18 protein-coding genes and 3 tRNA genes are annotated in these 23,422 nt (G+C 61.0%); 12 read left to right on the top strand and 9 right to left on the bottom strand.

Translation table 11 applies throughout. From position 1 onward, the window contains the following. A complete protein-coding gene (locus DWV20_RS06390) occupies positions 1–432 on the bottom strand; it encodes an Rrf2 family transcriptional regulator (protein WP_099431873.1) in 432 nt (143 codons plus the stop codon). A 224-nt stretch (positions 433–656) separates the two neighbouring features. Here DWV20_RS06390 and sufC point away from each other — a divergent pair, with 224 nt between their 5' ends. The 5 genes from sufC to sufU are packed head-to-tail and all read left to right on the top strand — an operon-like array spanning position 657 to position 5,902. Then, on the top strand, positions 657–1,457 hold the full coding sequence (gene sufC, locus DWV20_RS06385) for a Fe-S cluster assembly ATPase SufC (protein WP_117842588.1): 801 nt from the start codon (positions 657–659) through the stop codon (positions 1,455–1,457). 12 nt (positions 1,458–1,469) lie between these two features. Further along, positions 1,470–2,882, top strand: a complete 1,413-nt coding sequence (gene sufB, locus DWV20_RS06380; protein ID WP_022094821.1) for a Fe-S cluster assembly protein SufB — start codon at positions 1,470–1,472, stop codon at positions 2,880–2,882. Then, positions 2,882–4,153: a SufD family Fe-S cluster assembly protein gene (locus DWV20_RS06375; RefSeq protein WP_117758330.1), complete on the top strand. Its 1,272-nt coding sequence runs from the start codon at positions 2,882–2,884 to the stop codon at positions 4,151–4,153. Before sufB ends, DWV20_RS06375 begins: the two co-directional genes overlap by 1 nt. Further along, the gene (locus DWV20_RS06370) at positions 4,150–5,475 is read left to right on the top strand and encodes an aminotransferase class V-fold PLP-dependent enzyme (protein ID WP_199581798.1); all 1,326 of its coding nucleotides are present in this window, start codon (positions 4,150–4,152) and stop codon (positions 5,473–5,475) included. Before DWV20_RS06375 ends, DWV20_RS06370 begins: the two co-directional genes overlap by 4 nt. After that, positions 5,468–5,902: a Fe-S cluster assembly sulfur transfer protein SufU gene (sufU, locus tag DWV20_RS06365; protein ID WP_118256624.1), complete on the top strand. Its 435-nt coding sequence runs from the start codon at positions 5,468–5,470 to the stop codon at positions 5,900–5,902. Before DWV20_RS06370 ends, sufU begins: the two co-directional genes overlap by 8 nt. 659 nt (positions 5,903–6,561) lie before the next feature. Here sufU and DWV20_RS06360 read toward each other — a convergent pair. Then, positions 6,562–7,374, bottom strand: a complete 813-nt coding sequence (locus DWV20_RS06360) for a transposase (RefSeq protein ID WP_118256623.1) — start codon at positions 7,372–7,374, stop codon at positions 6,562–6,564. A 403-nt stretch (positions 7,375–7,777) separates the two neighbouring features. On the opposite strand from DWV20_RS06360, the gene DWV20_RS06355 reads away from it, so the two are divergent. The 4 genes from DWV20_RS06355 (at position 7,778) to dinD (ending at position 12,340) form a co-directional block, all read left to right on the top strand. After that, positions 7,778–8,512, top strand: a complete 735-nt coding sequence (locus tag DWV20_RS06355) for an iron-sulfur cluster assembly scaffold protein (protein WP_006235554.1) — start codon at positions 7,778–7,780, stop codon at positions 8,510–8,512. A gap of 18 nt (positions 8,513–8,530) precedes the next feature. After that, complete coding sequence (locus DWV20_RS06350; RefSeq protein WP_055252290.1) at positions 8,531–9,535, top strand: GGGtGRT protein; 1,005 nt, start codon at positions 8,531–8,533, stop codon at positions 9,533–9,535. A 256-nt stretch (positions 9,536–9,791) separates the two neighbouring features. Next, positions 9,792–11,318 carry an FAD-dependent oxidoreductase gene (locus DWV20_RS06345; RefSeq protein ID WP_118256622.1) on the top strand — a complete coding sequence of 509 codons (1,527 nt, stop codon included), beginning with the start codon at positions 9,792–9,794 and terminating at the stop codon, positions 11,316–11,318. A 161-nt stretch (positions 11,319–11,479) separates the two neighbouring features. After that, entirely contained in the window at positions 11,480–12,340 is an 861-nt protein-coding gene (dinD, locus tag DWV20_RS06340) for a DNA damage-inducible protein D (protein ID WP_117806391.1), read from the top strand. Between the two features lie 261 nt (positions 12,341–12,601). On the opposite strand, the gene DWV20_RS06335 is transcribed toward dinD, so the two are convergent. The 3 genes from DWV20_RS06335 to DWV20_RS06325 all read right to left on the bottom strand — a co-directional run bounded on the left by DWV20_RS06335 (position 12,602) and on the right by DWV20_RS06325 (position 12,892). Then, positions 12,602–12,674, bottom strand: a tRNA-Lys gene (locus DWV20_RS06335). 43 nt (positions 12,675–12,717) lie between these two features. Further along, positions 12,718–12,793: transfer RNA gene (locus DWV20_RS06330), tRNA-Lys, on the bottom strand. A 22-nt stretch (positions 12,794–12,815) separates the two neighbouring features. Continuing rightward, positions 12,816–12,892, bottom strand: a tRNA-His gene (locus DWV20_RS06325). Between the two features lie 164 nt (positions 12,893–13,056). On the opposite strand from DWV20_RS06325, the gene DWV20_RS06320 reads away from it, so the two are divergent. Together DWV20_RS06320 and DWV20_RS06315 are read left to right on the top strand one after the other, a co-directional pair. Continuing rightward, positions 13,057–14,238, top strand: a complete 1,182-nt coding sequence (locus tag DWV20_RS06320) for a pyridoxal phosphate-dependent aminotransferase (RefSeq protein WP_118256621.1) — start codon at positions 13,057–13,059, stop codon at positions 14,236–14,238. Positions 14,239–14,374: 136 nt separating this feature from the next. Then, positions 14,375–15,265, top strand: a complete 891-nt coding sequence (locus DWV20_RS06315) for an ROK family protein (protein ID WP_118256620.1) — start codon at positions 14,375–14,377, stop codon at positions 15,263–15,265. Between the two features lie 114 nt (positions 15,266–15,379). Here the strand turns inward: DWV20_RS06315 and DWV20_RS06310 are convergent, their stop codons facing one another. From DWV20_RS06310 to argS, 4 genes are all read right to left on the bottom strand, one after another. Beyond that, positions 15,380–15,829 (bottom strand): VanZ family protein, encoded by a 450-nt coding sequence (locus tag DWV20_RS06310; RefSeq protein WP_118256619.1) that lies wholly within the window; start codon positions 15,827–15,829, stop codon positions 15,380–15,382. Between the two features lie 7 nt (positions 15,830–15,836). Next, positions 15,837–17,237 (bottom strand): hypothetical protein, encoded by a 1,401-nt coding sequence (locus DWV20_RS06305; protein WP_118256618.1) that lies wholly within the window; start codon positions 17,235–17,237, stop codon positions 15,837–15,839. A 313-nt stretch (positions 17,238–17,550) separates the two neighbouring features. Continuing rightward, entirely contained in the window at positions 17,551–20,124 is a 2,574-nt protein-coding gene (gene rho, locus DWV20_RS06300) for a transcription termination factor Rho (RefSeq protein ID WP_369831522.1), read from the bottom strand. Between the two features lie 528 nt (positions 20,125–20,652). Then, entirely contained in the window at positions 20,653–22,506 is a 1,854-nt protein-coding gene (gene argS, locus DWV20_RS06295) for an arginine--tRNA ligase (RefSeq protein WP_117800437.1), read from the bottom strand. 342 nt (positions 22,507–22,848) lie between these two features. On the opposite strand from argS, the gene DWV20_RS06290 reads away from it, so the two are divergent. Beyond that, positions 22,849–23,334 carry a CarD family transcriptional regulator gene (locus DWV20_RS06290; protein WP_022094807.1) on the top strand — a complete coding sequence of 162 codons (486 nt, stop codon included), beginning with the start codon at positions 22,849–22,851 and terminating at the stop codon, positions 23,332–23,334. Positions 23,335–23,422: the final 88 nt, after the last annotated feature.

Raw genomic sequence — 23,422 nt, 5'->3', positions numbered from 1 at the left:
CTACAGCTTAATGTCGAAGTTGATCTCGGGGACGGCAGCAAGGTCGGCCAACGTCACGCCGTCGACGTACTTTTCGATCACGTCGTCCAGACCGCGCCAGAATTTGACGGTCGAGCAAAGATCGCTGCGGGCGCAGCTGTTGTCGATGCCATCGCACGCCACCGGAGCCGTGCTGCCTTCGACGGCGCGCAGGATGTCGCCGGCACGCACCTCGGCCGGGTCCTTGGCCATCATGTAGCCGCCGCCCTTGCCGCGCACGCTCTTAAGTAGGCCCGCCTTCATGAGCGGACGAACCAGCTGCTCCAGATACTTTTGCGAGATACGCTCGCGGTCGGCGACCTCGCGCAGAGCGATCTTGCCCTCGGCGTCGCCCAGCGCTGCGATATAGATCATCAGTCGGAGGGCATAGCGGCCCTTAGAAGAAATGAGCATACCTACCCTCCCATCGCATCTTGGACAACATAACCAGGTTTGTTTGTCCCAAATCTTAAGTAAGTGGGACAAACACAACAGGTTATTTTGTCCCACATCTAGAAAAGTCGAGTGGATTAGTCGGGTTTTCCCTTGACTAACGCCGAACCCATAGTAACTTTATTCCGAGAAGATTCCTAGGGTTTCGTACACCCATGAGTACACCATATACAGAGAGGGACAGCATGAGCGCAAATCCGCTGCTTTCCATCGAAGGTCTAACCGCCTCCGTGGACGAGAAGACCATCCTCCACAACGTCAACCTTAACGTCGCCGCCGGCGAGACCCACGTGTTGATGGGACCCAACGGCGCGGGTAAGTCCACCCTTGGTCACCTGGTCATGGGCGACCCCGTCTACACCGTCAACGACGGCCGCATCATCTTTGACGGCCAGGACATCACCGAGCTCACCACCGACAAGCGCTCGCGTGCCGGCCTGTTCCTGAGCTTTCAGGCCCCGGTCGAGATCCCGGGCGTGCCGCTGTCGAGCTTTTTGCGCGCCAGCATCGCCGGCCGCCCCGGTCTGGAGATGAAGGGCAAGGAGTTCCGCCGCCGCGTCAAGGAGCTCGCGGCCGAGCTCAACATGGATACCGCCTATCTCAACCGCGAGCTGGGCGTGGGCTTCTCGGGCGGCGAGAAGAAGAAGGTCGAGATGCTCCAGCTTCTGCTGCTGCAGCCCAAGCTCGCCATTCTGGACGAGACCGACTCAGGCCTAGACGTCGACGCGCTTTCCACCGTCAGCCACGGCATGGACGCCTACCGCAAGAGCTGCGACGGCTCCATGCTCATCATCACGCACAACACGCGCATCCTGGAGCACTTGGATGTCGACCGCGTCCACGTTATGGTCAAGGGTCATATCGTGCGCGAGGACGACGCCTCGCTGATCCCCTGGATCGACAAGAACGGCTTTGAGACCTTCGAGCGCGAGGCCGCCGAGCAGCGCGCCCAGGCCGAGGCCGCCGCTGCCGAGCAGCAGGCGTAAAGGGGCGACGCAATGACCAAGAACCGCACCGAGGTCGCGGACATCGACCGCAGCCTCTACGACTTCACCTACGGCGAGGAGGGATTCGAGCGCCTCGACGCCGGCATCACGCCCGACATCGTGCGCGAGATCAGCGCCAAGAAGGACGAGCCACAGTGGATGCTCGATCTGCGCTTAAAGTCCCTCGAGATCTTCAATCGTTTTCCCGACCCGACGTGGGGCCCCTCCATCGAGGGCCTGGACATGGACAACATCGTCACCTACGTCAAGCCCAACACCGACCAAAAGCACGACTGGGAGTCGGTGCCCGACGACATCAAGAACACCTTTGAGCGCCTGGGCATCCCCGAGGCCGAGCGCAGCTACCTGGCGGGCGTCGGCGCGCAGTACGACTCCGAGCTGGTCTACCACAACATGCAGGACACCGCGTCCAAGATGGGTATCGTCTATTCCGGCATCGAGGAGGCCCTGCACGACCCGCAGTGGGAGCCGCTCATCCACGAGAAGTTTATGACGCTCATCCCGCCCACCGACCACAAGTTTGCGGCCCTGCACGGCGCCGTATGGTCGGGCGGCTCGTTTGTCTACGTGCCCAAGGGCACCAAGTTGGACTTCCCGCTGCAGAGCTACTTCCGCCTTAACGCCAAGGGCGCCGGCCAGTTTGAGCACACGCTCATCATCGTCGAGGACGACGCCGACCTGCACTTCATCGAGGGTTGCTCCGCGCCCAAGTACAACGTTGCCAACCTCCACGCCGGCGCCGTCGAGCTCTTTGTGGGCAAGCGTGCGCACCTGCGCTACTCGACCATCGAGAACTGGTCCAAAAACATGTACAACCTCAACACCAAGCGTGCGCGCGTGGACGAGGATGGCGACATAGAGTGGATCAGTGGCTCCTTCGGCAGCCACGTGGGCTACCTCTACCCCATGAGTGTGCTCAACGGCCGCCGCGCCCGGTCGAGCTTTACCGGCATCACCTTTGCCGGCGCCGGGCAGAACCTCGATACCGGCTGTAAGGTCGTGCTCAACGCCCCCGAGACCTCGGCAACCGTCGAGACCAAGGGCATCTCCAAGAGCGGCGGCATTCAGACCTTCCGCAGCTCCATCGTGGCCACGCCCAAGGCCGAGGGTTCCAAGGCAACCGTGAGCTGCCAGTCGCTCATGCTCGACGACCAGAGCCGCTCCGACACCATCCCCGCCATGGACATCCGCGCCAAGAACGTCGACATCGGCCACGAGGCCACCATCGGCCGCATCGGCGACGACAAGGTGTTCTACCTGATGAGCCGCGGCATCTCGGAGGAAGAGGCCCGCACCATGATCGTCAACGGCTTTGCCAACCCGGTCTCCAAGGAGCTGCCGCTGGAGTACGCCGTCGAGATGAACAACCTGATCAAGCTCGAGATGGAAGGAGCGATCGGATAATGAAACAGGAAACCAACACCGCTGCTACCACCCTTGAGCAGGTCAACGCGATGCCGGCTGCCACTTGGGGCTGGCTGAAGATGAATCAGACCAAGCTCGAGCTCTCTGACGAGCTTGCCGCCGCTCCCGCGGAGGCCGTTGAGGTCGAAGGCTTGGGCGAGCAGTTTATTGGCGTGACAGACGCGTTCGACGCCGCCATGGACGCCATGGCCGAGCGCTTCCCCGAGCGCCGCTCCTCCGCCCCCGGTGATGCCGCCGACCGCGCCCGCATCACGCCCGAGACCGAGCTCGACGTGCCCGCCACCTCCGTCTACCAGGCCGGCGCCATCAAGCTCGAGGAGGAGCTCTCCCCTGCTGAAGCCTTCGAAACCGGCATGGGCGAGGCTGCCTACGCCTACTTGGCCGAGCACGCTACCAAGCGCATCGTCATCGATGTGCCCGCATACCAGCACGCCACGGTTACCGTGCGTGTGAGCGGTGTCGATGCCGCCGCGGCCATCGCCGCCATCGACGTCGTCGCTCGCCCGCAGGCAACGCTCGACCTGCATATTGCCCTAGACTCTCCTGTTACCGGCGAGGGTGTCGTGGGCTCCGTGCTACGCGTGTGCGCCCACGAGTACGCCACCGTCAACGTGACCTGCACGCAGACACTCGACGACAGCTGGATCGCACTCGACGACACCGGCCTGTTCCTGGACGAGGGCGCGCGCGTCAACGTGCAGCACACCGTCCTGGGTGCCGGCGCCAGCGCCACCGGCCTTGCCGGCGACCTGCTGGGCGACACCGCCAAGGTGACCATCGATACCGATTACCTGGGCGCCCGCGAGCAGGTGCGCGACTTTAACTACGAGCTGCGCCACCGCGGTCGCAAGACCGAGTGCGAGATCGACGCCAACGGCGTGCTGACCGGCACGTCCAAGAAGGTCTACCGTGGCACCATCGACCTCGTGCACGGCTGCAAGGGTGCAACCGGCACCGAACGCGAGACGGTGCTTTTGGCCAACAAGGGCGTCGACAACAAGACCGTTCCCGTCATTCTCTGTGACGAGGACGACGTCGCCGGCAACCACGGCGCCACCATCGGTCACGTCCGCGACGAGCAGCTGTTCTACCTCGCCTGCCGTGGCCTTGACCAAAACGCCGCCGAGGACCTGTTCATCCGCGCCAAGCTGGAGGACGCCGCGCTTTCCGCCACCGACGAGCGCACCCGCGCCGCCGTCGTCCGCCTAGGCAACAACCTGATCGACAACTTTGAAGAGGAGCTCGCATGATCGACACCGAGCACGTTAAATGCGATACCTGTACTGCCCCCGAGCCCATGGAGCTCGACGCCAGCGACGAGGCTTCGCGCGGCTGGCCCACCGTGGACATCGAGACCAACCCCTACAAGGGCCAGTTCCCGCTGTTCCAGCAGCACCCCGAGATCGCCTTCCTCGATAGCGCCGCCACCGCGCAGCGCCCTGCCTGTGTGCTCGACGCCGAACGCGACTTCTACCAGCGCATGAACGCCAACCCCCTGCGCGGCCTGTACTCGCTGTCCGTCGAGGCCACCGACGCCATCGCGAAGGTCCGCCAGCAGATCGCTGACCTCATCGGCGCCTCACAGGCCAACGAGGTCGTCTTCACCCGCAACACGAGCGAGTCGCTCAACCTGGTCGCTAAGAGCTTTGCGCCCACAGTGCTCGAACCGGGCGACGAGGTCCTCATCACCATTATGGAGCACCACTCCAACCTGATTCCGTGGCAGCAGGTCTGCCGCGAGACCGGCGCCAAGCTCGTCTACCTCTACCCCACCAAGACCGGCCAGCTCACCACCGAGGAGGTTCTTGCCAAGGTGGGTCCCAAGACCAAGATCCTAGCCGTGGGACAGGTCTCCAACGTGCTGGGCGTCGAGAACCCGGTCAAGAACCTCGGCAAACTCGTGCACAAGTACGGCGGCTACCTGGTCGTCGACGGCGCGCAGTCGCTGCCGCACATGCCGGTCGATGTGGCCGACCTGGGCGCCGACTTCTTTGCCTTTAGTGCGCACAAGGCCATGGGCCCCATGGGCATCGGCGTGCTGTGGGGCAAGATGGACCTGCTCAACGCCATGCCGCCCATGCTTACCGGCGGTGAGATGATCGACTCGGTTACTGAGCAGGACGCCGTCTGGGCTCCCGTCCCCGAGAAGTTCGAGGCCGGCACGCAGGACGCCGCCGGCATCTTCGCCACAGGCGCCGCCCTCGACTACCTCGTCAACACGGTGGGCTACGAAAACATCCAGGCACGCGAGCAGGCACTCGTCCACTACCTGATGGGCGAGCTCATGCAGCTCGACTTTGTCCAGATCATCGGCTCAATCTATTGGGATAACCACCACGGTGTCGTGAGCTTTAATGTCAAGGGCATCCACCCGCACGATGTCGCGAGCATCATGGACATGGACGGCGTCTGCATCCGCGCCGGTCACCACTGCGCGCAGCCGCTGCTCACCTGGCTGGGCGTCGAGAACCTTGCCTGCTGCCGCGCCAGCGTGGCCTTCTACAACGACAAGGCCGACATCGACAAGTTCATCGCCGGCCTGCATCACGTTTGGAGCACGTTCAATGGGTAATCTGTACACCTCCACCACGTTTATGGAGCACAACTCGCACCCCGACTATAAGTACGAGATGGATGCTCCCACGCACGAGCACGACGGCATCAACCCCAGCTGCGGCGACGAGCTCACCTTGCAGCTGCGCGTCGAGAACGGCGTGATCGAGGAGGCCTCCTTTACCGGCCACGGCTGCGCTATCAGCCAGGCCAGCGCCGACATCATGGCCGACCTCGTCACCGGCGAGACCGTCGAGGAAGCTCACCGCCTGGCAGGGCTCTTCCTCGCCATGATCCGTGGCGAGAAGCTCTCCGAGGAGGACCTGGAAGACCTGGACGAAGCCGCCCAGCTCCAGGACATCTCGCACATGCCCGCCCGCGTCAAGTGCGCCGAGCTCGCCTGGCGCACCCTCGACGGCATGCTCGAGGGGCAAGCAAACCAGTAGCGTATGCCCCGAATCCAAGGTTTTTGATTGCCGAGCCGCCCGATACGGGCGGCTCTGTTTTTTCTAATGAGCGCGAACGCACAAAGTCCGCGCGTCCGGCACCCCGTCTGTCATTTACCACACAGCCAGACGCGAACACGGGCGTTTTCCACAGCACCAAAGGCCTGCGGCAGGGCCACGAGCACGCCTAGCATCGTCCCATGCCCCATCCAGCTGGGCTCCGATTCGCTTCGCGCCTGCTGCAGACGGGTCCCATAGGGAGCGGCGTGCATTTTTGCGAGTATTCAGCACGCCAAGCTATGTGTATACGCATCGAAAGCGTTAATCAACGTCTCCAGGCGCATATATAGTGCGTTTTAGAACAAGCATCGTGGTCTCAGGGGCGCAAACATGAGCTTCGGGAGTGCATCGGCAGACATAAATAGTTTCGGGGGCCCGTATGTTGCAAAATTGCGACGGTAGTGGCAGTACCGCGATGCTGAAAACTCCGTTTTTTGCACGGCGCAGATGGGGGTAGGCACGGGCAAACCCGGACTGAGCCCTTATTTTATGCAAGATGGCGATTGTTCTATGCATATTAAGAAGTGCAGTTACCGCACCAAGCTTTTGAACGCTTGTTGCGGCGTATGGACGACCCCATCTGCGGTGCACAGGCGACCCTACATCACGTTTCCGCCAGTCCGCATCGCCGTCCGCGCGCGGGCACGCACAATACGAGAGACGGTACTTTTGCCAATCCCGGTATAGCGCTCAATCTGGCGCACCGTGAAACCGGCATCGTGTAATCCAACAATAACGGTATCGCGCCGCGCCGGCGGTGCGGCTTTAACCCCGCGGAGCGGAACCCCGAGGCTCTTCGCCAACTTGTCGGCAAAGGCGTGGCGTTCCCACTCCGTCTCTTTCATATCGCCCAGCGTTGGCTCGCCGCCCTCGGGCGTCGAAAGCGAATAGGCAGCAAAGGCCTCGGCAGAACCAAAAAGCTCAAGCATGCAAGAAGGATCGGAAAATCCCCTCGTGGCATCTGCCGCATCACTGTCGTAAGCGCGCAGATGCTCCGCAAAGCTGCTCCAGGGATAACGCTCGATTAGGCCAACGCCCGCCTCCTGTGGATCGGCGTGTACGGAGCGAATAGCCTCCATCACCTGCCAGTCGGTATCGAGCGAGCGCCGGTCAAAACGGTTCTGGAACAGATGCCCCGTGCGCCCCGTGCGTTTATTGAACCGCCGCGCGTACGTCAAAAGCAGCCGGTGCATCGCCGCGCTCATCGCGTCCTCGTAATCTGCAAGCACCAGATGCACGTGATTGCCCATAAGGCACCAGGCGATAACCGTCACGCCCGCCTCGCGGCAGCACTCGCGCATCAGCTCCAAAAACTCCCACCGGTCTTCATCGCCCTCAAAGATGAGCTGCTTGCCCGTACCGCGGGCACAGACATGGTAAAAGCCGGTAACCGTTCTCCAAACGCGCTGCATGGCGCTCCCTTCGCCGGGATCTGATTGCCATCCAATACAGCACGATTGAAGCGTGCCATCAAAACATTCACGCAAAACAATACACTCGCGCGGCCAAAGGCAGTAAACGGGCGGCGAACGGCACCGTTGCAACAGGTCAGACCCCGCAACGCATACAAGAGCTGACCAAAAGCTTGCCCAAGACGAACCCCCTCTACGGAAGTTCGCGACCACAGAACATATAGTTAAACCGTTTCAATTAAAACTTCCGGACTTCTCGCTACGAAAACTGAGCCGTTCGCCGAATATTCCGTGCATTTCGCGGTATTATAGGGGCTGCATGTCATGTCCCTTTCGAAGGGTCGCCCGGCAATCGCCAGCCACGACCCCCAGACGGGACGCCAACACGATAGAGAGGAGAGGCATGCAGTACTCACAGGAAGTGGAGAACATGTGCCCCGTTGCCAAGGGTGCATACCACGGCCCCGCACCCATCCCCGAGGAGGGCAAGTGGGTCCAGGCTAAGGAGATTTCCGACATCTCCGGTCTTACGCACGGTGTGGGTTGGTGCGCACCTCAGCAGGGCGCCTGCAAGCTCACGCTGAACGTCAAGGACGGCATCATCGAGGAGGCCCTCGTTGAGACCATCGGCTGCTCGGGCATGACCCACTCTGCCGCCATGGCTTCCGAGATCCTTCCCGGTAAGACCATCCTCGAGGCCCTCAACACCGACCTCGTCTGCGACGCCATCAACGTTGCTATGCGCGAGATCTTCCTGCAGATCGTTTACGGCCGCAGCCAGACCGCGTTCTCCGAGGGCGGCCTGCCCGTGGGCGCCTCCCTCGACGACCTCGGCAAGGGCCTTCGCTCTCAGGTCGGCACCATGTTCGGCACCAAGGCCAAGGGCGCTCGTTATCTCGAGCTCGCTCAGGGCTACGTCACCCGCATGGCTCTCAACGACAAGAACGAGATCATCGCATTCGAGTTCCTGAACCTCGGCAAGTTCACCGACGCCGTCAAGGCCGGCAAGACCCCCGAGGAGGCCATCGCTGGCGCTATGGGCCACTATGGTCAGTGGGAGAACGCTGCCAAGTACATCGACCCGCGCACCGACGAGGAGACTCACTCCGTCGCCAGCGTGTTCCCGGTTCACGAGTAGAAAGGGAGGGAAATAACTATGACTGTTACGTTCGAAGGTTACGAGCGCCGCGCTGACAAGATCAACAAGTGCCTCGCCGACAACGGCATCGCCTCCCTCGAGGAAGCTCTGCAGATCTGCACCGACAAGGGCTTCAACCCGCGTGAGATCGTCAACAACACCCAGTCCATCGCCTTCCAGAACGCCGAGTGGGCCTACACCCTCGGTTGCGCTCTCGCTGTCAAGCGTGGCGCCAAGACCGCTTCTGAGGCTGCCGCCATCATCGGCGAGGGCATCCAGGCCTTCACCGTTCCCGGCTCCGTCGCCGAGGACCGCAAGGTCGGTCTGGGCCACGGCAACCTGGGCGCTATGCTGCTCTCCGACGACACCGAGTGCTTCGCCTTCCTGGCTGGCCACGAGTCCTTCGCTGCCGCTGAGGGCGCTATCGGCCTGGCTCTGAACGCCAACAAGGCTCGCAAGAAGCCGCTGCGCGTTATCCTCAACGGTCTGGGCAAGGACGCCGCTCAGATCATCGCCCGCATCAACGGCTTCACCTACGTGAAGACCCAGTTCGACTACTACACGGGCGAGCTCAAGGTCGTCGAGACCATCCCCTACTCCGATGGTCCCCGCGCTGCCGTTAACTGCTACGGTTCCGACGACGTCCGCGAGGGCGTTGCCATCATGTGGCACGAGAACGTTGACATCTCGATCACCGGTAACTCCACCAACCCCACGCGCTTCCAGCACCCCGTCGCTGGCACCTACAAGAAGGAGCGCCTCGAGGCTGGCAAGAAGTACTTCTCCGTCGCTTCTGGTGGCGGCACTGGCCGTACCCTGCACCCGGACAACATGGGCGCCGGCCCTGCCTCTTACGGCATGACCGACACCATGGGCCGCATGCACTCCGACGCCCAGTTCGCCGGTTCTTCCTCCGTGCCTGCGCACGTCGACATGATGGGTCTCATCGGCATGGGCAATAACCCCATGGTCGGTGCCACCGTCGCCTGCGCTGTCGCCGTCGAGGAGGCCCTCAAGGCCTAGTCGCGCCCGCGCGATGCTCACATAGTTGAGCTTTGGAGCCGCTACCTTTTAAGGTGGCGGCTCTTTTTGTTTACGCTGTCGCAGGGCAGCTAATGCCGATATATCAGTTGGGGCGAAATACGAGATGTGATGAGACGGAGCGTCAGAACGTCCATGACGCCCACCTGCCATATTTGCCCTTTACCGATTTGCCGAGTCTTTGCGGCTCCATTGCCGATCACCCATGCGACAATGCGCCGGACGAGAAAGGAATCCGATGGAATCGACTGATGTACTGGTAATTGGATCTGGCATTGCGGGCCTTTGCGCCGCCATCGAAGCGGCACGCACGGGCGCAACCGTCGCTGTGGCAAGCGCCGGCAAGACTATGAGTGGATCGAGCTTCTTCCCCGGAACCTGGGGCCTGGGGCTTATCGGACCCGTTAACGAAGACGACGAACAAGACCTCATCGATACCATCCAGACCGTTGGTGGCGGCGTTGCCGACCCTGAACTCGTCCAGACGTTCGTCCACGGCATTCCCCAGGCAATTGAATGGCTCGAGCAAGACTTGGGCGTTGAGCTTCAGCGTCCGCAAAGCGTCGAAAGCGCTCAGCAAAAGCAGTTTATCCCCTGCTTTGACCACAAGACGCGCATGTGGCGCGGCCTCACCCGCAAGCCCCTTGAGGACGCTCTGACGACCCGGATCGAGTCGCTCGGCATTCGCCTGCTCCCCCGCCATGAGCTTATCGACCTTGTTGAGGACATGAACGGCAGAATAACCGGAACCGTGCTCTACGACCTCACCGAAAATCGAATCGTGCCCTTTGCTGCCAAGGCCACGATCATCGCTGCGGGCGGCACGGGTGGCCTGTTCGAGCGCAGCCTCACTTCCGCCGATGTGCTCAGCTCTTCGCAGGCCATCGCGCTGGCGCACGGCGCAACACTTACTAATATAGAGTTCATGCAGATGATGCCCGGCTTCATCGAGCCCAAGCGCAACTTGGTCTTCAACGAGAAAACCTGGCGCTACGTACATTTTGACCAGCCGGTAGATATTGCCGACAACAAGCTGGACGACCTGCTCGAGCAGCGCTCTGGATATGGTCCCTTCACGTCACGCTTGGCCTCCCGCGCTATCGATCTCGTCATCGATCAGGCAGGTGTCGAAGGCCTGGCACTCCACTACGACTTCCCCCGCGAGGATGTCCCAGAGTTTGTGCAGACCTTTGCCACCTGGCTGCAAGACGAGCACGGCATCGCCCCGACTGACGAGATGCGCGTTGCGATGTATGCCCACGCCGCTAATGGCGGCATCAAGATCGATAAGACCGCGCACACGGGCGTTGAGGGCCTCTACGCTTGCGGTGAGGCGACAGGCGGCATGCACGGCGCCGACCGCATTGGTGGCTTGTCAAGCGCCAACGGCATCGTGTTCGGACGCATCGCGGGCGCATCGGCAGCCCAGGCAGCGCTGGACGCTCCTGAGGCGGCCGCACCGATGGATATCGCCCTCCCCCAGCATGGCATAGCTACAGCAGACGCCGAGCGCCTGACCCGCTGCCTCAAACGCACAATGAGTACCTACTGCATGATCAACAGGACCGAAGCGGGTCTATCCAAGGCCCTGCAACAGCTTGAAAGCCTGCAAGACGACGCAACGGCGCTGAGCAAGCCACACGCCAATGACAGCGAAATCGCAGCCCTCGCCCGCCTGCAATCGCAGATTCAACTAGCACAGGAAATGGTCAAAGCCATGCGCAAGCGAACCGAAAGTCTCGGATCGCACTATCGAGCGAATTAAACTGGACACCTATCTAAAGCAAAACACAACTAATCGATATCTATGGGCCCCGTGAACTCGAAGTGGCACGGGGCCCATTCGTGTCCGCACGGCAGCGTATCCTAATTCTGAATACAGAGCGGGCAAAGCCCGCATAGACAATAGGCCAGCGAGGAGGAGATATGGACAGTAGAGATATCGAGAAGTGGCGTGTCAAACTTGATAGCTACGCCAATGTGGAAGACGGCGTTGAGTATTGGCTCGCACGCGATTTAATGGAACCCATGGGGTACACTCGATGGGAGAACTTTGCCGAAGTTGTTAAGAGGGCAAAAGTCTCGTGCGAAACAAACAAAACTCCAGTTGATTCCCATTTTCGTGACACCACGAAAATGGTAACTGCCGGTGTCGCCGCTCGTGCGGTTAAAGACTACAAACTTACGCGCTATGCATGCTATTTAATCGCCCAGAACGGAGATTCAAACAAGCAAGAAATCGCGCTCGCCCAGGCATACTTCGCCGTGCAGACGCGCCGCCAAGAGCTCATAGAGCAGCGCTTCGCAGAGATTCAGCGCTTGCAGGCGCGCCACTCGCTATCTGATTCAGAGAAACAGCTCTCGGGTATTGCGTTCAAACGCGGCGTGGACTCCAAAGGATTCGCGATCATCAAGTCGAAGGGCGATGAAGCGTTATTCGGCGGCAGAAGCACGGCGGAAATGAAGCAACAGCTCGGCGTATCCAAGAGCTCGGCATTGGCGGACAGGCTAGCCGATGTTCTCATCAAAGCAAAGGACCTTACGAACTCGATGACGGCCTTCAACGCCGAGGAACACGACCTGTACGGTCTGGACCAGATCAAGCAAGAGCACGTCGAGAACAACACAAGCGTGCGTGGCAGCCTCATCGACCGCGGAATTGTACCCGAGAACCTACCGCCTGCCGAAGATACAAAGAAGCTCGAACGTCGCGTGAAAGCAGACGAGAAAAAGCTCAAGGAGGGTACAGACGGATTCACCGACCCCCAGGGCAGGCTCGACTTGTAAAGCGTCTGCGCCCTTACGGGTTCGGCCCCATGCGAGGTTAACAAAAAGCGACCAGCCTAAGCCAGCCGCTTTAACATGCTTTGGTGGGCCGTCAGGGGGTCAGCCTGCTTTGCAGGCGGCCGCTTCGGCGCTTTGCGCCTTGCGCGCTGCGCTGGTAAATGCTTACGCATTTCCTCAGCTTCGCGCCCCGACGGGTTCGACCCCATGCGAGGTCAACAAAAAAGCGACCAGCCTAAGCCAATCGCTTTAACATACTTTGGGTGGGCCGTCAGGGGGTCGAACCCTGGACCTTGGGATTAAGAGTCCCCTGCTCTACCAACTGAGCTAACGACCCAAAGCTAAAGTCCGTGGTGGCGGACTTTAGAGGAGATATCGTGTGGTGGGCCGTCAGGGGGTCGAACCCTGGACCTTGGGATTAAGAGTCCCCTGCTCTACCAACTGAGCTAACGACCCGATATCAACACGAAGCAAGAACTGGGGTGGGTAAAGGGACTCGAACCCTCGACCTACGGGACCACAACCCGTCGCTCTAGCCAACTGAGCTACACCCACCGTGTCCTGTGCGCTTCGCGCTCGACTATTATTGCAAGGAACGCCACGCGATGCAAGCCCCAATTTTCAAGAATTTTGAAAAGAGTTTTTCGAGACCATTTCAAGCAAATCCCATCGATTCCATAGGAGTAAACTTGCTCCACCCAATGCTCGAAAGGATAGGCATGAAAGAACTCTCCAACCGCACGGCGGCGTTTACCGATTCGGTCATCCGCCGCATGACGCGCATCTCCAACAAGTATGGTGCCGTCAACCTGTCGCAGGGCTTCCCCGATTTCGATCCCCCGGCGCAGCTGCTCGATAGCCTCAGCACCATTGCCACCGACCCCAAGCCGCTTTACCACCAGTACTCCATCACCTGGGGCTCCCAGGCCATGCGCGAGGCGCTTGCCACCAAGCAGGAGCACTTTATGGGCATGCCGATCAACCCCAACGAGAACATCGTGGTCACCTGCGGCTCCACCGAGGCCATGATGGCCGCCATGATGACGGTCACAAACCCCGGCGACAAGGTCGTCATTTTCTCGCCGTTCTACGAGAACTACGGCGCCGACACGATCCTCTCGGGCGCTGAGCCCATCTATGTGCCGCTCAACCCGCCCACCTTTGACTTCGACCGTGAGGTCCTCGAGGCAGCCTTCCGAGACAACGATCCCAAGGCAATCGTCCTATGCAACCCGTCCAACCCCTGTGGCAAGGTCTTTACCCGCGAGGAGCTCACCTTTATCGCAGACCTGTGCAAAAAGTACGACGCCTACTGCATCACCGACGAGGTATACGAGCACATCGTCTACGCGCCCCACGAGCACGTCTATATGGCCACGCTGCCCGGCATGTTCGAGCGAACCATCAGCTGCAGCTCGCTGTCCAAGACCTACTCCATCACCGGCTGGCGTCTGGGCTACACTATCGCCCCTGCCGAAATCACCGAGCGCATCAAGAAGGTTCACGACTTCCTCACCGTAGGCGCCGCCGCTCCCCTGCAAGAGGCCGTCGTCACCGCCCTCAACTTCGACGACAGCTATTACCAGGAGGTCCTCGACCTCTACACCGCCAAGCGCGACCTATTCTGTCAGGGGCTCGATAGCATCGGTCTTGAGCACAACGTGCCGCAGGGCGCCTACTACGTGATGATGGATATCTCGGAGTTTGGCTATGACAGCGACCTCGACTTCTGCGAGGACCTGGCCTCCAAGGTGGGCGTGGGCGCTGTTCCCGGATCGAGCTTCTTCCGCGAGCCCGTCAACCATCTGATTCGTTTCCACTTTGCCAAGCGAGACGAGACGCTCAACGCTGCGCTTGAGAACCTCAAGTCGCTACGTGATAAAATCAACCCGCGCGGGTAAGGACGGTCAGTAACTAAAGGCACTAAAGAAACCTCGTGAACCCGTTGGGCCATGAGGTTTCTTTTTATAGCGACCTCATTTATTTTTTAGAGCGCTATACTTTAGTCACGGAGCAACTCGTCCAGAGAGGAATACTATGGCAGAGCAGCAGCTTATCGGAGCGCTCGAGGCCGGCGGCACCAAGATGGTCTGCGCCACGGGCTATGCAGACGGCACGGTCCTGGAACGCGAGCAGATTGCGACCACGACCCCGCAGGAGACCGTTGAGGCCGTCAACGCATGGTTTGCCGACAAGGACATCGCCGCGCTGGGCATCGGCGCCTTTGGCCCCACCGCAGTCAACTCTGCCTCGTCCCAATACGGCAAGATCCTGGAGACGCCCAAAACGGCATGGCGCTACTTTGACCTGCTGGGCACCATCCAAAACGAGCTCAATATTCCCTGCGGCTACGACACCGACGTCAACGTCGCCTGCCTGGGCGAGGTCACCTTTGGTTGCGCCCAGGGCCTCACTGACGTGGTGTATCTGACCATCGGTACCGGCGTGGGCGCCGGCGTGCTCTCGGGCGGTAAGCTCGTGCACGGCATGATGCATCCCGAGGCCGGCCACATCCTGGTCACGCGCGACCCGCGCGACACCATCGGCGAGCACAGCGGCTGCCCCTTCCACGACAACTGCCTCGAGGGCCTCATCGCCGGTCCCGGCGTCAAAAAGCGCTGGGGTGGCAAGAGCGCCGGAGAGATGGCCGATGACCCGGAGGCCATGGACCTGCTCGCCGGCTATCTGGCGCAGGCGCTCATGACCTACATCCTGTGCTACGCACCGCAAAAGATCGTCATCGGTGGCGGCGTGGCCGACCACACCCCCATCGTGCCGCTCGCACGCAAGAAGTGCGCCGAGATGCTCAACGGCTACATCGTCACGCCCGAGATGGCCGACATCGATAGCTACATCGTCAACAACAGCCTCGAGGGCAAGCAGGGCATTATGGGCTGCCTGGCCCTGGGCGCACAGGCGCTTCAGTAGCAGACGCACCCACAGGGCGTGGCGCGCCCGGCAAATCCGACCTACGGAACGACGCCACCACGCCTCATATAAGCTCTCAAATAAAAAAGGCCGCCTAGGACCAAACAATACGTCCTAGGCGGCTTTTTTGGCGCACATCAGCGACCGAAAGAGATATCGGAGCACAACGCCCGTTGCCGCACCACAGCAGTCGATCATCACATCGGTGATCATGCCGGCGCGTCCCGGCACAAAGAGCTGAATCGTCTCGTCGATCGAAGGAATCAGCAGCAGGAACACCGCCGTGGGCAGCAGCACGTCAAAGGTGCGCCGGCCCTCAAAATCAAAGGCGTGCGTTGCCAAGATGCCGAGCACCATATACTCGGTAAAATGCGCGCATTTGCGAACAACAAAGTTGGTCACCCATTCATATGGAAGTCCCACGCTGTGCAGGAAACCGCGGATAGCTTCCATGACCGTTAGGCTCAGCGAGCCCGACCCCGAGCCGGGAACCAGCGAATTGCCCCAGATCAAGAGCGCCATCAGGCAGGTCACGACCGCCCATTTTCGATTGATCTTAACCATGCAGAAGTTATGCCTCCGCGCGGAGCGGCGCGAAGCTGGCGGTACCGCCCTCGATAACGCTCAGATAGGCACGGCCCGTACGCTTGGCGGTAGAGGACTGCAGGCGCTCGATCTCTTCCTCGAGGATCTGATTGACGCGCTCGTGACGACGGTTTTCCATAATGCCGGCGGCAATAGCCTCGGCCCGCTCGATGCTCTCGCGCGAGATACGGGCAGTATCCTCGGGGAACACAGCGCTGTGACGGCCGACATAGGCGGGGGCAGCAGGCTGAGGGGCAGCGACGGGAGCGGGGGCTGCAACAGGAGCAGGCTCGTCAATCTCATCCAGAATCGCGGTGGCGGCGGCCCACATGTCCTCGTGGCCCGAGTAATCGGCCATGGGGACATCAACCTCGAGCGAGGCGTCCGGAAGGTCGCCGGTGTCGATGCGATCTTGGGCATCAATCGATGCGGTGATGGCTGCAGGCTCATCGAGGTCATCGAGATCGATGTCCGCGGCACCGGAAATGATAGGCATGCTGGCGAGGTTTGCGTTGTACGGCGCAGCCTCAGCCGCCTGCTGCTGGGCAGGAGCGCCCCAAAGCGAGCTTTCGGCGGCACGGCGGGCGGCAACGGCCTCCTCGTCCGCGGTCATGGCTTCATCAACGTACGAATTATCGGCAGAAACGTTCGCGTCCGCCGAGGTAGCGCTGTAGGCGTTATTGGCTGCCGCGTTGGCAACGAGTGCCACAAAAGCCGCCGTGCTGCCCGCAGGGGCGGCCTGGGAGCCCGACACGGCACGCGCCGCGGCGGCGATGTCGTCGCGATTGAAGGAGCCGGTCTGCCCGCCGTTGGTGAGCTCGTCGATGGCGACTTGATAGACGTCGCGCGAGCGCGCAGGGTCGCAGCTAACCGGCGAATCGTCGTCGAGCATGCTGTCGATCATGGACCAAGCCTCGGCCTCGTCCATAGCATCTGCGGCTCGAGCGATGGTAGGGACACCATCATCGGCATGACGGCGCTGGAACGCACCAGTCAGGCCGGAAAGGAATGCCGAGGTAGACTGCTCCGACTGAGCCTGAGAAGCAGAAGCCGCAGCGTACGGAATCGCATCCTGCTGCTGAGCTGGAATCGAGGCGGTCTTGAACTCGCTTTGATGCTGATTGAGATTGGCGGCACCGCCCATGGCATCGGGCTGGAACAGACGCTCTTCACGCTGCGCACGATACTCGGAGATACCCAGCGAGGCGGCATAGATACCCACGCCCGCCACCGCGCCCACGGCGAAGGGAACTGCACCCGCCACGACCGTCTCGTTCACCGACGAAAACGGCAGCGTCGCGGCATACATAACCACGGGAGCGGCAAGGCCGATCCCGCACGAAAGTCCGGCAAGGACTGCTCGTTGTGTTGCATCAGAAGAAGCCATGAGCTCTCCCCATCTTCCAGCACCCAAATCGCATCATTCAGTTGGCTGCGCGAGAGAAGATGAAGCGGGGCTATGCCCCAAAGCAACGGTATATGGTTCGTTTCATCTGCGTTTTCCGTCGCGAAGCTTAAAAGCTATTATGCGAAACCACCCTGCCGATTGCAAGCGACGATGTCGGATTGAAACGGGAAACCTGCTGCTCGTCGGTCTTACGGTCAAAAATAAGCGCGGAGCGGCGCAATGGAAAGGGGCCGAGGCTCAAAGCCCCGACCCTTTATCGCATTGATGACTATCGCAGCGCGTGGATGACAACCTAGAACGTCTGCTCGTAGTCGCTGTGTTTTTTGGCCGAACGCACCAGGAACTCCTGGTTGGTGTTGGTGCCCTTCAGACCCTTGATAAACGACGCCGCCGCACGCTCGGTATTGTTCATGCCGGCAAGAATGCGACGCAGACCAAAGACAAACGGACGCATCTGCTCGTCGACCAAGAGGTCCTCGTTACGCGTACCGGAGGCAACGGGGTCGATAGCCGGGAAGATGCGGCGGTCGGCCAGGTCGCGGTCGAGCTTAAGCTCCATGTTGCCGGTGCCCTTGAACTCCTCGAAAATGACCTCGTCCATCTTGGAACCGGTGTCGATGAGGGCAGAGGCCAGGATGGTGAGCGAGCCGCCGTTCTCGATATTGCGGGCTGCACCCAGGAAGCGCTTGGGCGGATACAGTGCCGCCGAATCGACGCCGCCCGAAAGGATGCGGCCCGAGGCAGGCGCCGCCAAGTTGTAGGCGCGGGCGAGGCGCGTGATGGAGTCGAGCACCACCACGACGTCGCCACCCAGCTCTACGATGCGCTTGGCGCGCTCGATGACGAGCTCTGCCACGCGGGTGTGGTTGTCGGCAGGCATATCGAAGGTCGACGCCACAACCTCACCCCTGATGGAACGCTGCATATCGGTGACCTCTTCGGGGCGCTCGTCGACGAGCAGGCAGATGAGGTGCACCTCGGGGTTGTTAATCGAGATAGACTGGCAGATCTTCTTGAGGATCGTGGTCTTGCCGGCCTTGGGCGGGGACACGATCAGGCCGCGCTGGCCCTTGCCGATCGGTGACACGATGTCGATGGCGCGACCGGTAATAGAGTCCTTGCCGTGCTCCATGCGCAGCGGCTCGTTGGGATAGACCGGGGTGAGGTCGCCGAACTTGGGACGGTTGCGAATCTGCTCGGGGTCCAGACCGTTGACGGTCGTGATTTTGGCGAGGCCGGCGCGCTTGTCGCCGCCGCGCGAAGGACGCAGCGAGCCCTCGATGACGTCGCCCGTGCGCAGGCGCGCGGAGCGGATGAGGTAGGCGGGCACGAAGGCGTCGTCGTTGGACTTCATGTAGCCATGGGCGTGGATGATGCCGGAGCTGTCCGGGCGAATCTGCAGAATGCCCTTGATGTCGCGGAAGCCCTCGGCCTTCGCAGCGGTGACGTAGATTTCCTCGACGAGCTCGGCCTTCTTCTTGCCGGTCGTCTCGATCTCGAACTCCTTGGCCTTCTCGCGAAGTTCGGCAACCTTCATGGCAGCGAGCTCCTCGCGCGAAAGCGTAGGCTCGGTGGGAGCGGCATTACGCTCCTTGTTGCGTTGCTTGCGATCGCGCTGGCGGTTGCGACGGTCGTTGTTGCGCTCGTCCTTGCGCTCGTTGCGCTCCTCGTTGCGCTTGTGCTGGCGACGGTTGGGGCGAGCGCCGTCTTCGCTCTCGGCGGGGGCGGCACCATCGGTTGCGGTGGTGTCAACATTGGCCGCAGCGGCGTCATTGGCCTCGGCGCCAGAATCAACCTGCGCTTCGACATCAGCATGCTGCTCGGCGGCCTTGGCCTTAACGGACTTCTTGCGACCGCGCTTGGGCTTCTCGGATGCAGGCTGTTCGACGTCCTGGGGCTCGGCGGCATCAGTCGATACATCGGCGGTCGTCTCGGTGGAATCCTCGGACGCGCCCTTCTTGGCAGCCTTAGCCTTGGACGTGCGCTTAGCAGCAGTGCGACGCCTGCGACCGGGACGGACGTCGGCGGGCTCGGCATCGGCAGAAACGGCCTCGGAAGTCGTAGCATCCTGGACGGGTTCATCGGCAGCAGTTGAGGACTTGGCGGTCGCCGCAGCATCCCGAGCGGCGGCGGCTGCGGCTGCGGCCTTCTCGGCCTCGACAAAGGCCTTGGGCTTGCGACCGCGACGGTGCGGGCGCAAAGCCGGATCGACAACGGGAACTTCGCTGGCCTCGACAGGCGCAGCGGGCTCAACAGGCGATGTGCCCTCCCCTGCCGCGGAACGGACCGAAGCCTCAGTGAGCTCGGGGGTTACCTGTTCAGCAACCTGCTCGGCCTTAGCAGCCGTGCGACGGCGTGTGCGCGGTACCGGCTTCTCGGTCGGCTGGTCGGCGACAGGAGTCTCGGTGGCGGCAGGCGTCTCGAGCACAGACGGAGCTGCAAGCTCGGTCAGAGCCGCGGCCTCGCGCTCGGCAGCACGACGGCGGGCGCGCACCACCTGAGCCTCGCTAATCTGCGCCAACGCACGTGCCTGCGCGACCTCATCGGAAATCGGCGCCGAGGAGTCAGCTGCAACGGTGAGCTTGGCGCGCGTCGTGCGCGTGGTACGGCGCTTTGGCTTGGTGACCTCCTCGCCGTCAGCGGCAGGCTTGGCCGTGCGGCGCGTGCGCTTGGGCTTTGCCGGAGCAGCCTCCTCACCAGTTGCAGGCACGGCCTTCTCAGCCGCTACAGGCATAGGCGTCGAAGCAGCCTTAGGCGTCTCAGGAGCCGAGGCTTGCGCGGGCGCCGCGACCTGGTCCGACGCAACCGGTGCAGCGGGAGCGGCCTGCGTCGTCGTTATTTCGTTTTCTTGCTGTTGATCAGACACAGTGTTTGCTCAACTTTCTTTTCAAGCCCTGTGATCACATGCTCCCTGCATAAACCTTCAGGGCGGCTAAACAGTCTAGTTCCGTTCAAAACGACGGACATCATTGATCTGTATCGAGATGATTGCGTCAACTACGCAGCGTTAGTGTAACACAACCGCCGCCACCTGCAACTTAGTCATTGGGGACGTTCTTAAACGACTAGTCAAAAGGGACACTCTTTGTTTGCCACCCACAAATCTGACTGCCTCCGCCAAAACTATGGCGGTTTACTACGATGAATCGCTCAACCGCGACCACTCCGAAACTTGTTGAACTAAAACCGCAGGTAGATGCCTTGCACTTTTTAGCAAAAAGCCGGCGTGGTTAGAATTCCTCAATTCATCGTAGTAAACCGGCATAGTTTCGTATTTCTAGCAGCTCCAAATTCATCAATACGTCGGCGTTTGCGAAAAAAGCCCGACCTCCGTAGGAGATCGGGCTTATAGGGCTCAGTTAAACCAAACCTACACGGTCAAATGACCCGCAGATTACATCTGCTCGGGCGCGGAAACGCCAACGAGGGTAAGCACCAGGGCGAGCGTCACGCGGACAGCGTCGCAAGCTGCCAGACGGGCGCGCGAAAGCTCGGGGTCGACGGGACGGCCCTCGCTCGGCAGAACCTGGCAGGCAGCGTAGAAGCTGTGGAAGTCGCCGGCGAGCTCCTCGGCAAAGTGGGTCAGACGGAACGGAGCGCGATCGCGAGCACAGCTGGCGATCAGGTCGGTGAGCTCGTTGAGCTTGCGCGAAAGGGCGAGCTCGGTCGGGTCGGTCAGCAGCGAGTAATCGACGTTCTCACCGATGGCCTTGGCGGCAACGGCCTTCATGCCCATCTCGTCGGCCTGCTCGGCGGTAACGTCGGCGGCACGGCGCAGGATGGAGCACACGCGGGCGTGAGCATACTGCACGTAATAGACCGGGTTGGAGTTGTCGCGCTTCTTAACGGCCTCGATGTCGAAGTCGACCATCTGGTTGGAGCTCTTGGAGATGAGCGTGTAGCGAGCGGCATCGGAGCCGACCTCGTCGACGAGCTCCTGCAGGGTCACCATGGTGCCCTTGCGCTTGGACATACGGACGGGCTTGCCGTTACGCAGCAGGTTGACGAGCTGACCCAGCAGAACCTCAAACTTGCCGGGGTAACCCAGAGCGTCGCAGACGCAGCGGACGCGCTCGATGTAACCGTGGTGGTCGGCGCCCCAGATGTCGATGACGTGATCGACGCGCTGGAACTTATCCCAGTGATAGGCGACGTCGGAGGCGAAGTAGGTGTACTCGCCGTCGGACTTGATCAGGACGCGGTCCTTGTCGTCGCCCAGATCGGTGGAGCGGAACCACAGGGCGCCGTCCTTGGTGTAGAGGTAGCCCATCTTGTCGAGCTTCTCAAAAGCGCGGTCGACGGCGGAGGTGCCGGCGGTCTCGCCCTCGGTGTCCTTCACATACAGCGAGCGCTCGGAGTACCAACGGTCAAAGTCGCAGTTGACGGCGTGGCAGAGGTCGCGCATGTTGTCGACCATCTTCACGTAGCCGCGCTCACGGAAGCTCTCCATGCGCTCCTGCGGATCGGCGTCGACCCACTTGTCACCGTCGGTGCGCCAGAACTCGGCAGCCTCATCGATGATGTAGTCGCCGCCGTAGGAGTCCTTGCCCAGGGTCTCGGCAAAGTTGTCCTGATACGGATGGGTCTCGGGATGCTCGTCGTTCTCGTCGGCAACGAAGGCGTCGCGATCGGCGATCAGCAGCTTGTGAGCCTCGTCGATATCAACGCCCTGCTTGGCGATGATGTCGGCAAGCTGCATATAGCGCGTGCTGATGGAGTTGCCGAAGGTGTTCATCTGAGAGCCGTGGTCATTGATGTAGAACTCACGCTGGATCTCATAGCCGGCGTGGTCCATAACGCGGCAGAGCGAATCGCCCAGCGCGGCCCAGCGGCCGTGGCCGATGTGCATGGGGCCGACGGGGTTGGCGGAAACGAACTCGACCTGGGTCTTCAGGCCACCACCGACGTTAGACTTAGCGAAGTCCATGCCCTTCTCGCGAGCCTCGCCAAAGATGGCATTCTTGACGGCAACGGAGAGGTAGAAGTTGATGAAGCCGGGGCCTGCGATCTCGACCTTCTCGATCGCGGGGTCCTCGGGCATATGGGCAACGATGGCCTCGGCGATCTTGCGCGGGGCGCAGTGGGCCAGCTTGGCGGACTTCAGGGCCATGGTAGAGGTCCACTCGCCATGAGAAGTGTCAGCCGGTCGCTCGATAGCGCAATCGTCAAGTTCAAATGCGGAAAGGTCGCCGGCCTCCTGGGCCGCAGCAAGCGCAGCGCGTACCAGCTCTTCAATCTTCTCGGGCATAGATCCTCCTTGTGTTAAAGCCCCCGAGCTCTTGGTCACTCGTAGGGCAAAAGCCAGAGTTTGTAGCACTCTATCACAAGCGACGGGCACTGTCGCAGGGTAAAGCTAATAGATATTGCATATGCACAAAAATGACTACAGCTTGCATGGAGTCACTCAAAGATGCCGGTCTGCCTGCAGATTATGCAGGCGTTGAAAATGCATAAAGGTGTGAATGAGCTGCGTCTGTTATCGAATACTCTTACCTATCAGAATTGTGTGCTTTTCCTGCATAAAGTAAGGGTTTCCGCACGTCAGCGTGGTATTCTAGACATACGCAAATTCGTATAAGTTGGAGGTAGCATGTTCTCAATCGGTCAACACGTCATTCATCCGGGTCAGGGAGTCTGCACCGTCGTCGGTTTTAGGGACGACACGCCGCAGCCCATGCTGCTGCTCGAGACCAAGCAGGGGCATGCGCAGACGATTCTCATGTACCCCGTGGCGCAGGCCGACCGTCTACATGCCGCCATCTCTCAACAGGATGCCGAGCACCTGCTGAGCCACTACGACGAGCTGGAATGCGACACCTTTACCGAGCGCAACAGCTCGCTTGAGGAAACGCACTTTAAGCAGCAGCTTAAGCTAGGTGCACCCGAGACAGTCCGTGTGGCAAAAACCATGATGCACCGCATTCGCCAGGCCGAGGAAGCTGATAAAAAGCCCAGCTCCTACTACATGCGCGTACTCAAGGAGGCCAAGCGTCGTTCCATCGAGGAGTTCGCCGTGGCCTTGGGCGTCACCGAGGAGGACGCCGAAGCTCGCCTAGCCCAAGCCGCCCTCAACTAACCCATCCGCGCCAAAAACCACCACAAAGGGGACAGGCACCTTTGTGGTGGTTTTCTTGTTCCAGTAGTATTCATTCTTAGCGATACCC

The organism is Collinsella sp. AF02-46-1 (genome assembly GCF_003465825.1).
In the GTDB taxonomy this organism is placed as follows: Bacteria; Actinomycetota; Coriobacteriia; order Coriobacteriales; family Coriobacteriaceae; genus Collinsella.
This window is presented reverse-complemented; position numbering and strand designations above follow the sequence as displayed.

Excerpts from the sequence above, each read along its gene's own strand:
- dinD (WP_117806391.1), top strand. The coding sequence starts at position 11,480 with ATGGACAGTAGAGATATCGAGAAGTGGCGTGTCAAACTTGATAGCTAC.
- sufU (WP_118256624.1), top strand. The coding sequence starts at position 5,468 with ATGGGTAATCTGTACACCTCCACCACGTTTATGGAGCACAACTCGCAC.
- DWV20_RS06305 (WP_118256618.1), bottom strand. The coding sequence starts at position 17,237 with ATGGCTTCTTCTGATGCAACACAACGAGCAGTCCTTGCCGGACTTTCG.
- DWV20_RS06350 (WP_055252290.1), top strand. The coding sequence starts at position 8,531 with ATGACTGTTACGTTCGAAGGTTACGAGCGCCGCGCTGACAAGATCAAC.
- DWV20_RS06355 (WP_006235554.1), top strand. The coding sequence starts at position 7,778 with ATGCAGTACTCACAGGAAGTGGAGAACATGTGCCCCGTTGCCAAGGGT.
- DWV20_RS06375 (WP_117758330.1), top strand. The coding sequence starts at position 2,882 with ATGAAACAGGAAACCAACACCGCTGCTACCACCCTTGAGCAGGTCAAC.
- DWV20_RS06320 (WP_118256621.1), top strand. The coding sequence starts at position 13,057 with ATGAAAGAACTCTCCAACCGCACGGCGGCGTTTACCGATTCGGTCATC.
- DWV20_RS06310 (WP_118256619.1), bottom strand. The coding sequence starts at position 15,829 with ATGGTTAAGATCAATCGAAAATGGGCGGTCGTGACCTGCCTGATGGCG.
- DWV20_RS06360 (WP_118256623.1), bottom strand. The coding sequence starts at position 7,374 with ATGCAGCGCGTTTGGAGAACGGTTACCGGCTTTTACCATGTCTGTGCC.
- sufC (WP_117842588.1), top strand. The coding sequence starts at position 657 with ATGAGCGCAAATCCGCTGCTTTCCATCGAAGGTCTAACCGCCTCCGTG.
- DWV20_RS06315 (WP_118256620.1), top strand. The coding sequence starts at position 14,375 with ATGGCAGAGCAGCAGCTTATCGGAGCGCTCGAGGCCGGCGGCACCAAG.
- DWV20_RS06370 (WP_199581798.1), top strand. The coding sequence starts at position 4,150 with ATGATCGACACCGAGCACGTTAAATGCGATACCTGTACTGCCCCCGAG.
- DWV20_RS06290 (WP_022094807.1), top strand. The coding sequence starts at position 22,849 with ATGTTCTCAATCGGTCAACACGTCATTCATCCGGGTCAGGGAGTCTGC.
- DWV20_RS06345 (WP_118256622.1), top strand. The coding sequence starts at position 9,792 with ATGGAATCGACTGATGTACTGGTAATTGGATCTGGCATTGCGGGCCTT.
- argS (WP_117800437.1), bottom strand. The coding sequence starts at position 22,506 with ATGCCCGAGAAGATTGAAGAGCTGGTACGCGCTGCGCTTGCTGCGGCC.
- sufB (WP_022094821.1), top strand. The coding sequence starts at position 1,470 with ATGACCAAGAACCGCACCGAGGTCGCGGACATCGACCGCAGCCTCTAC.
- DWV20_RS06390 (WP_099431873.1), bottom strand. The coding sequence starts at position 432 with ATGCTCATTTCTTCTAAGGGCCGCTATGCCCTCCGACTGATGATCTAT.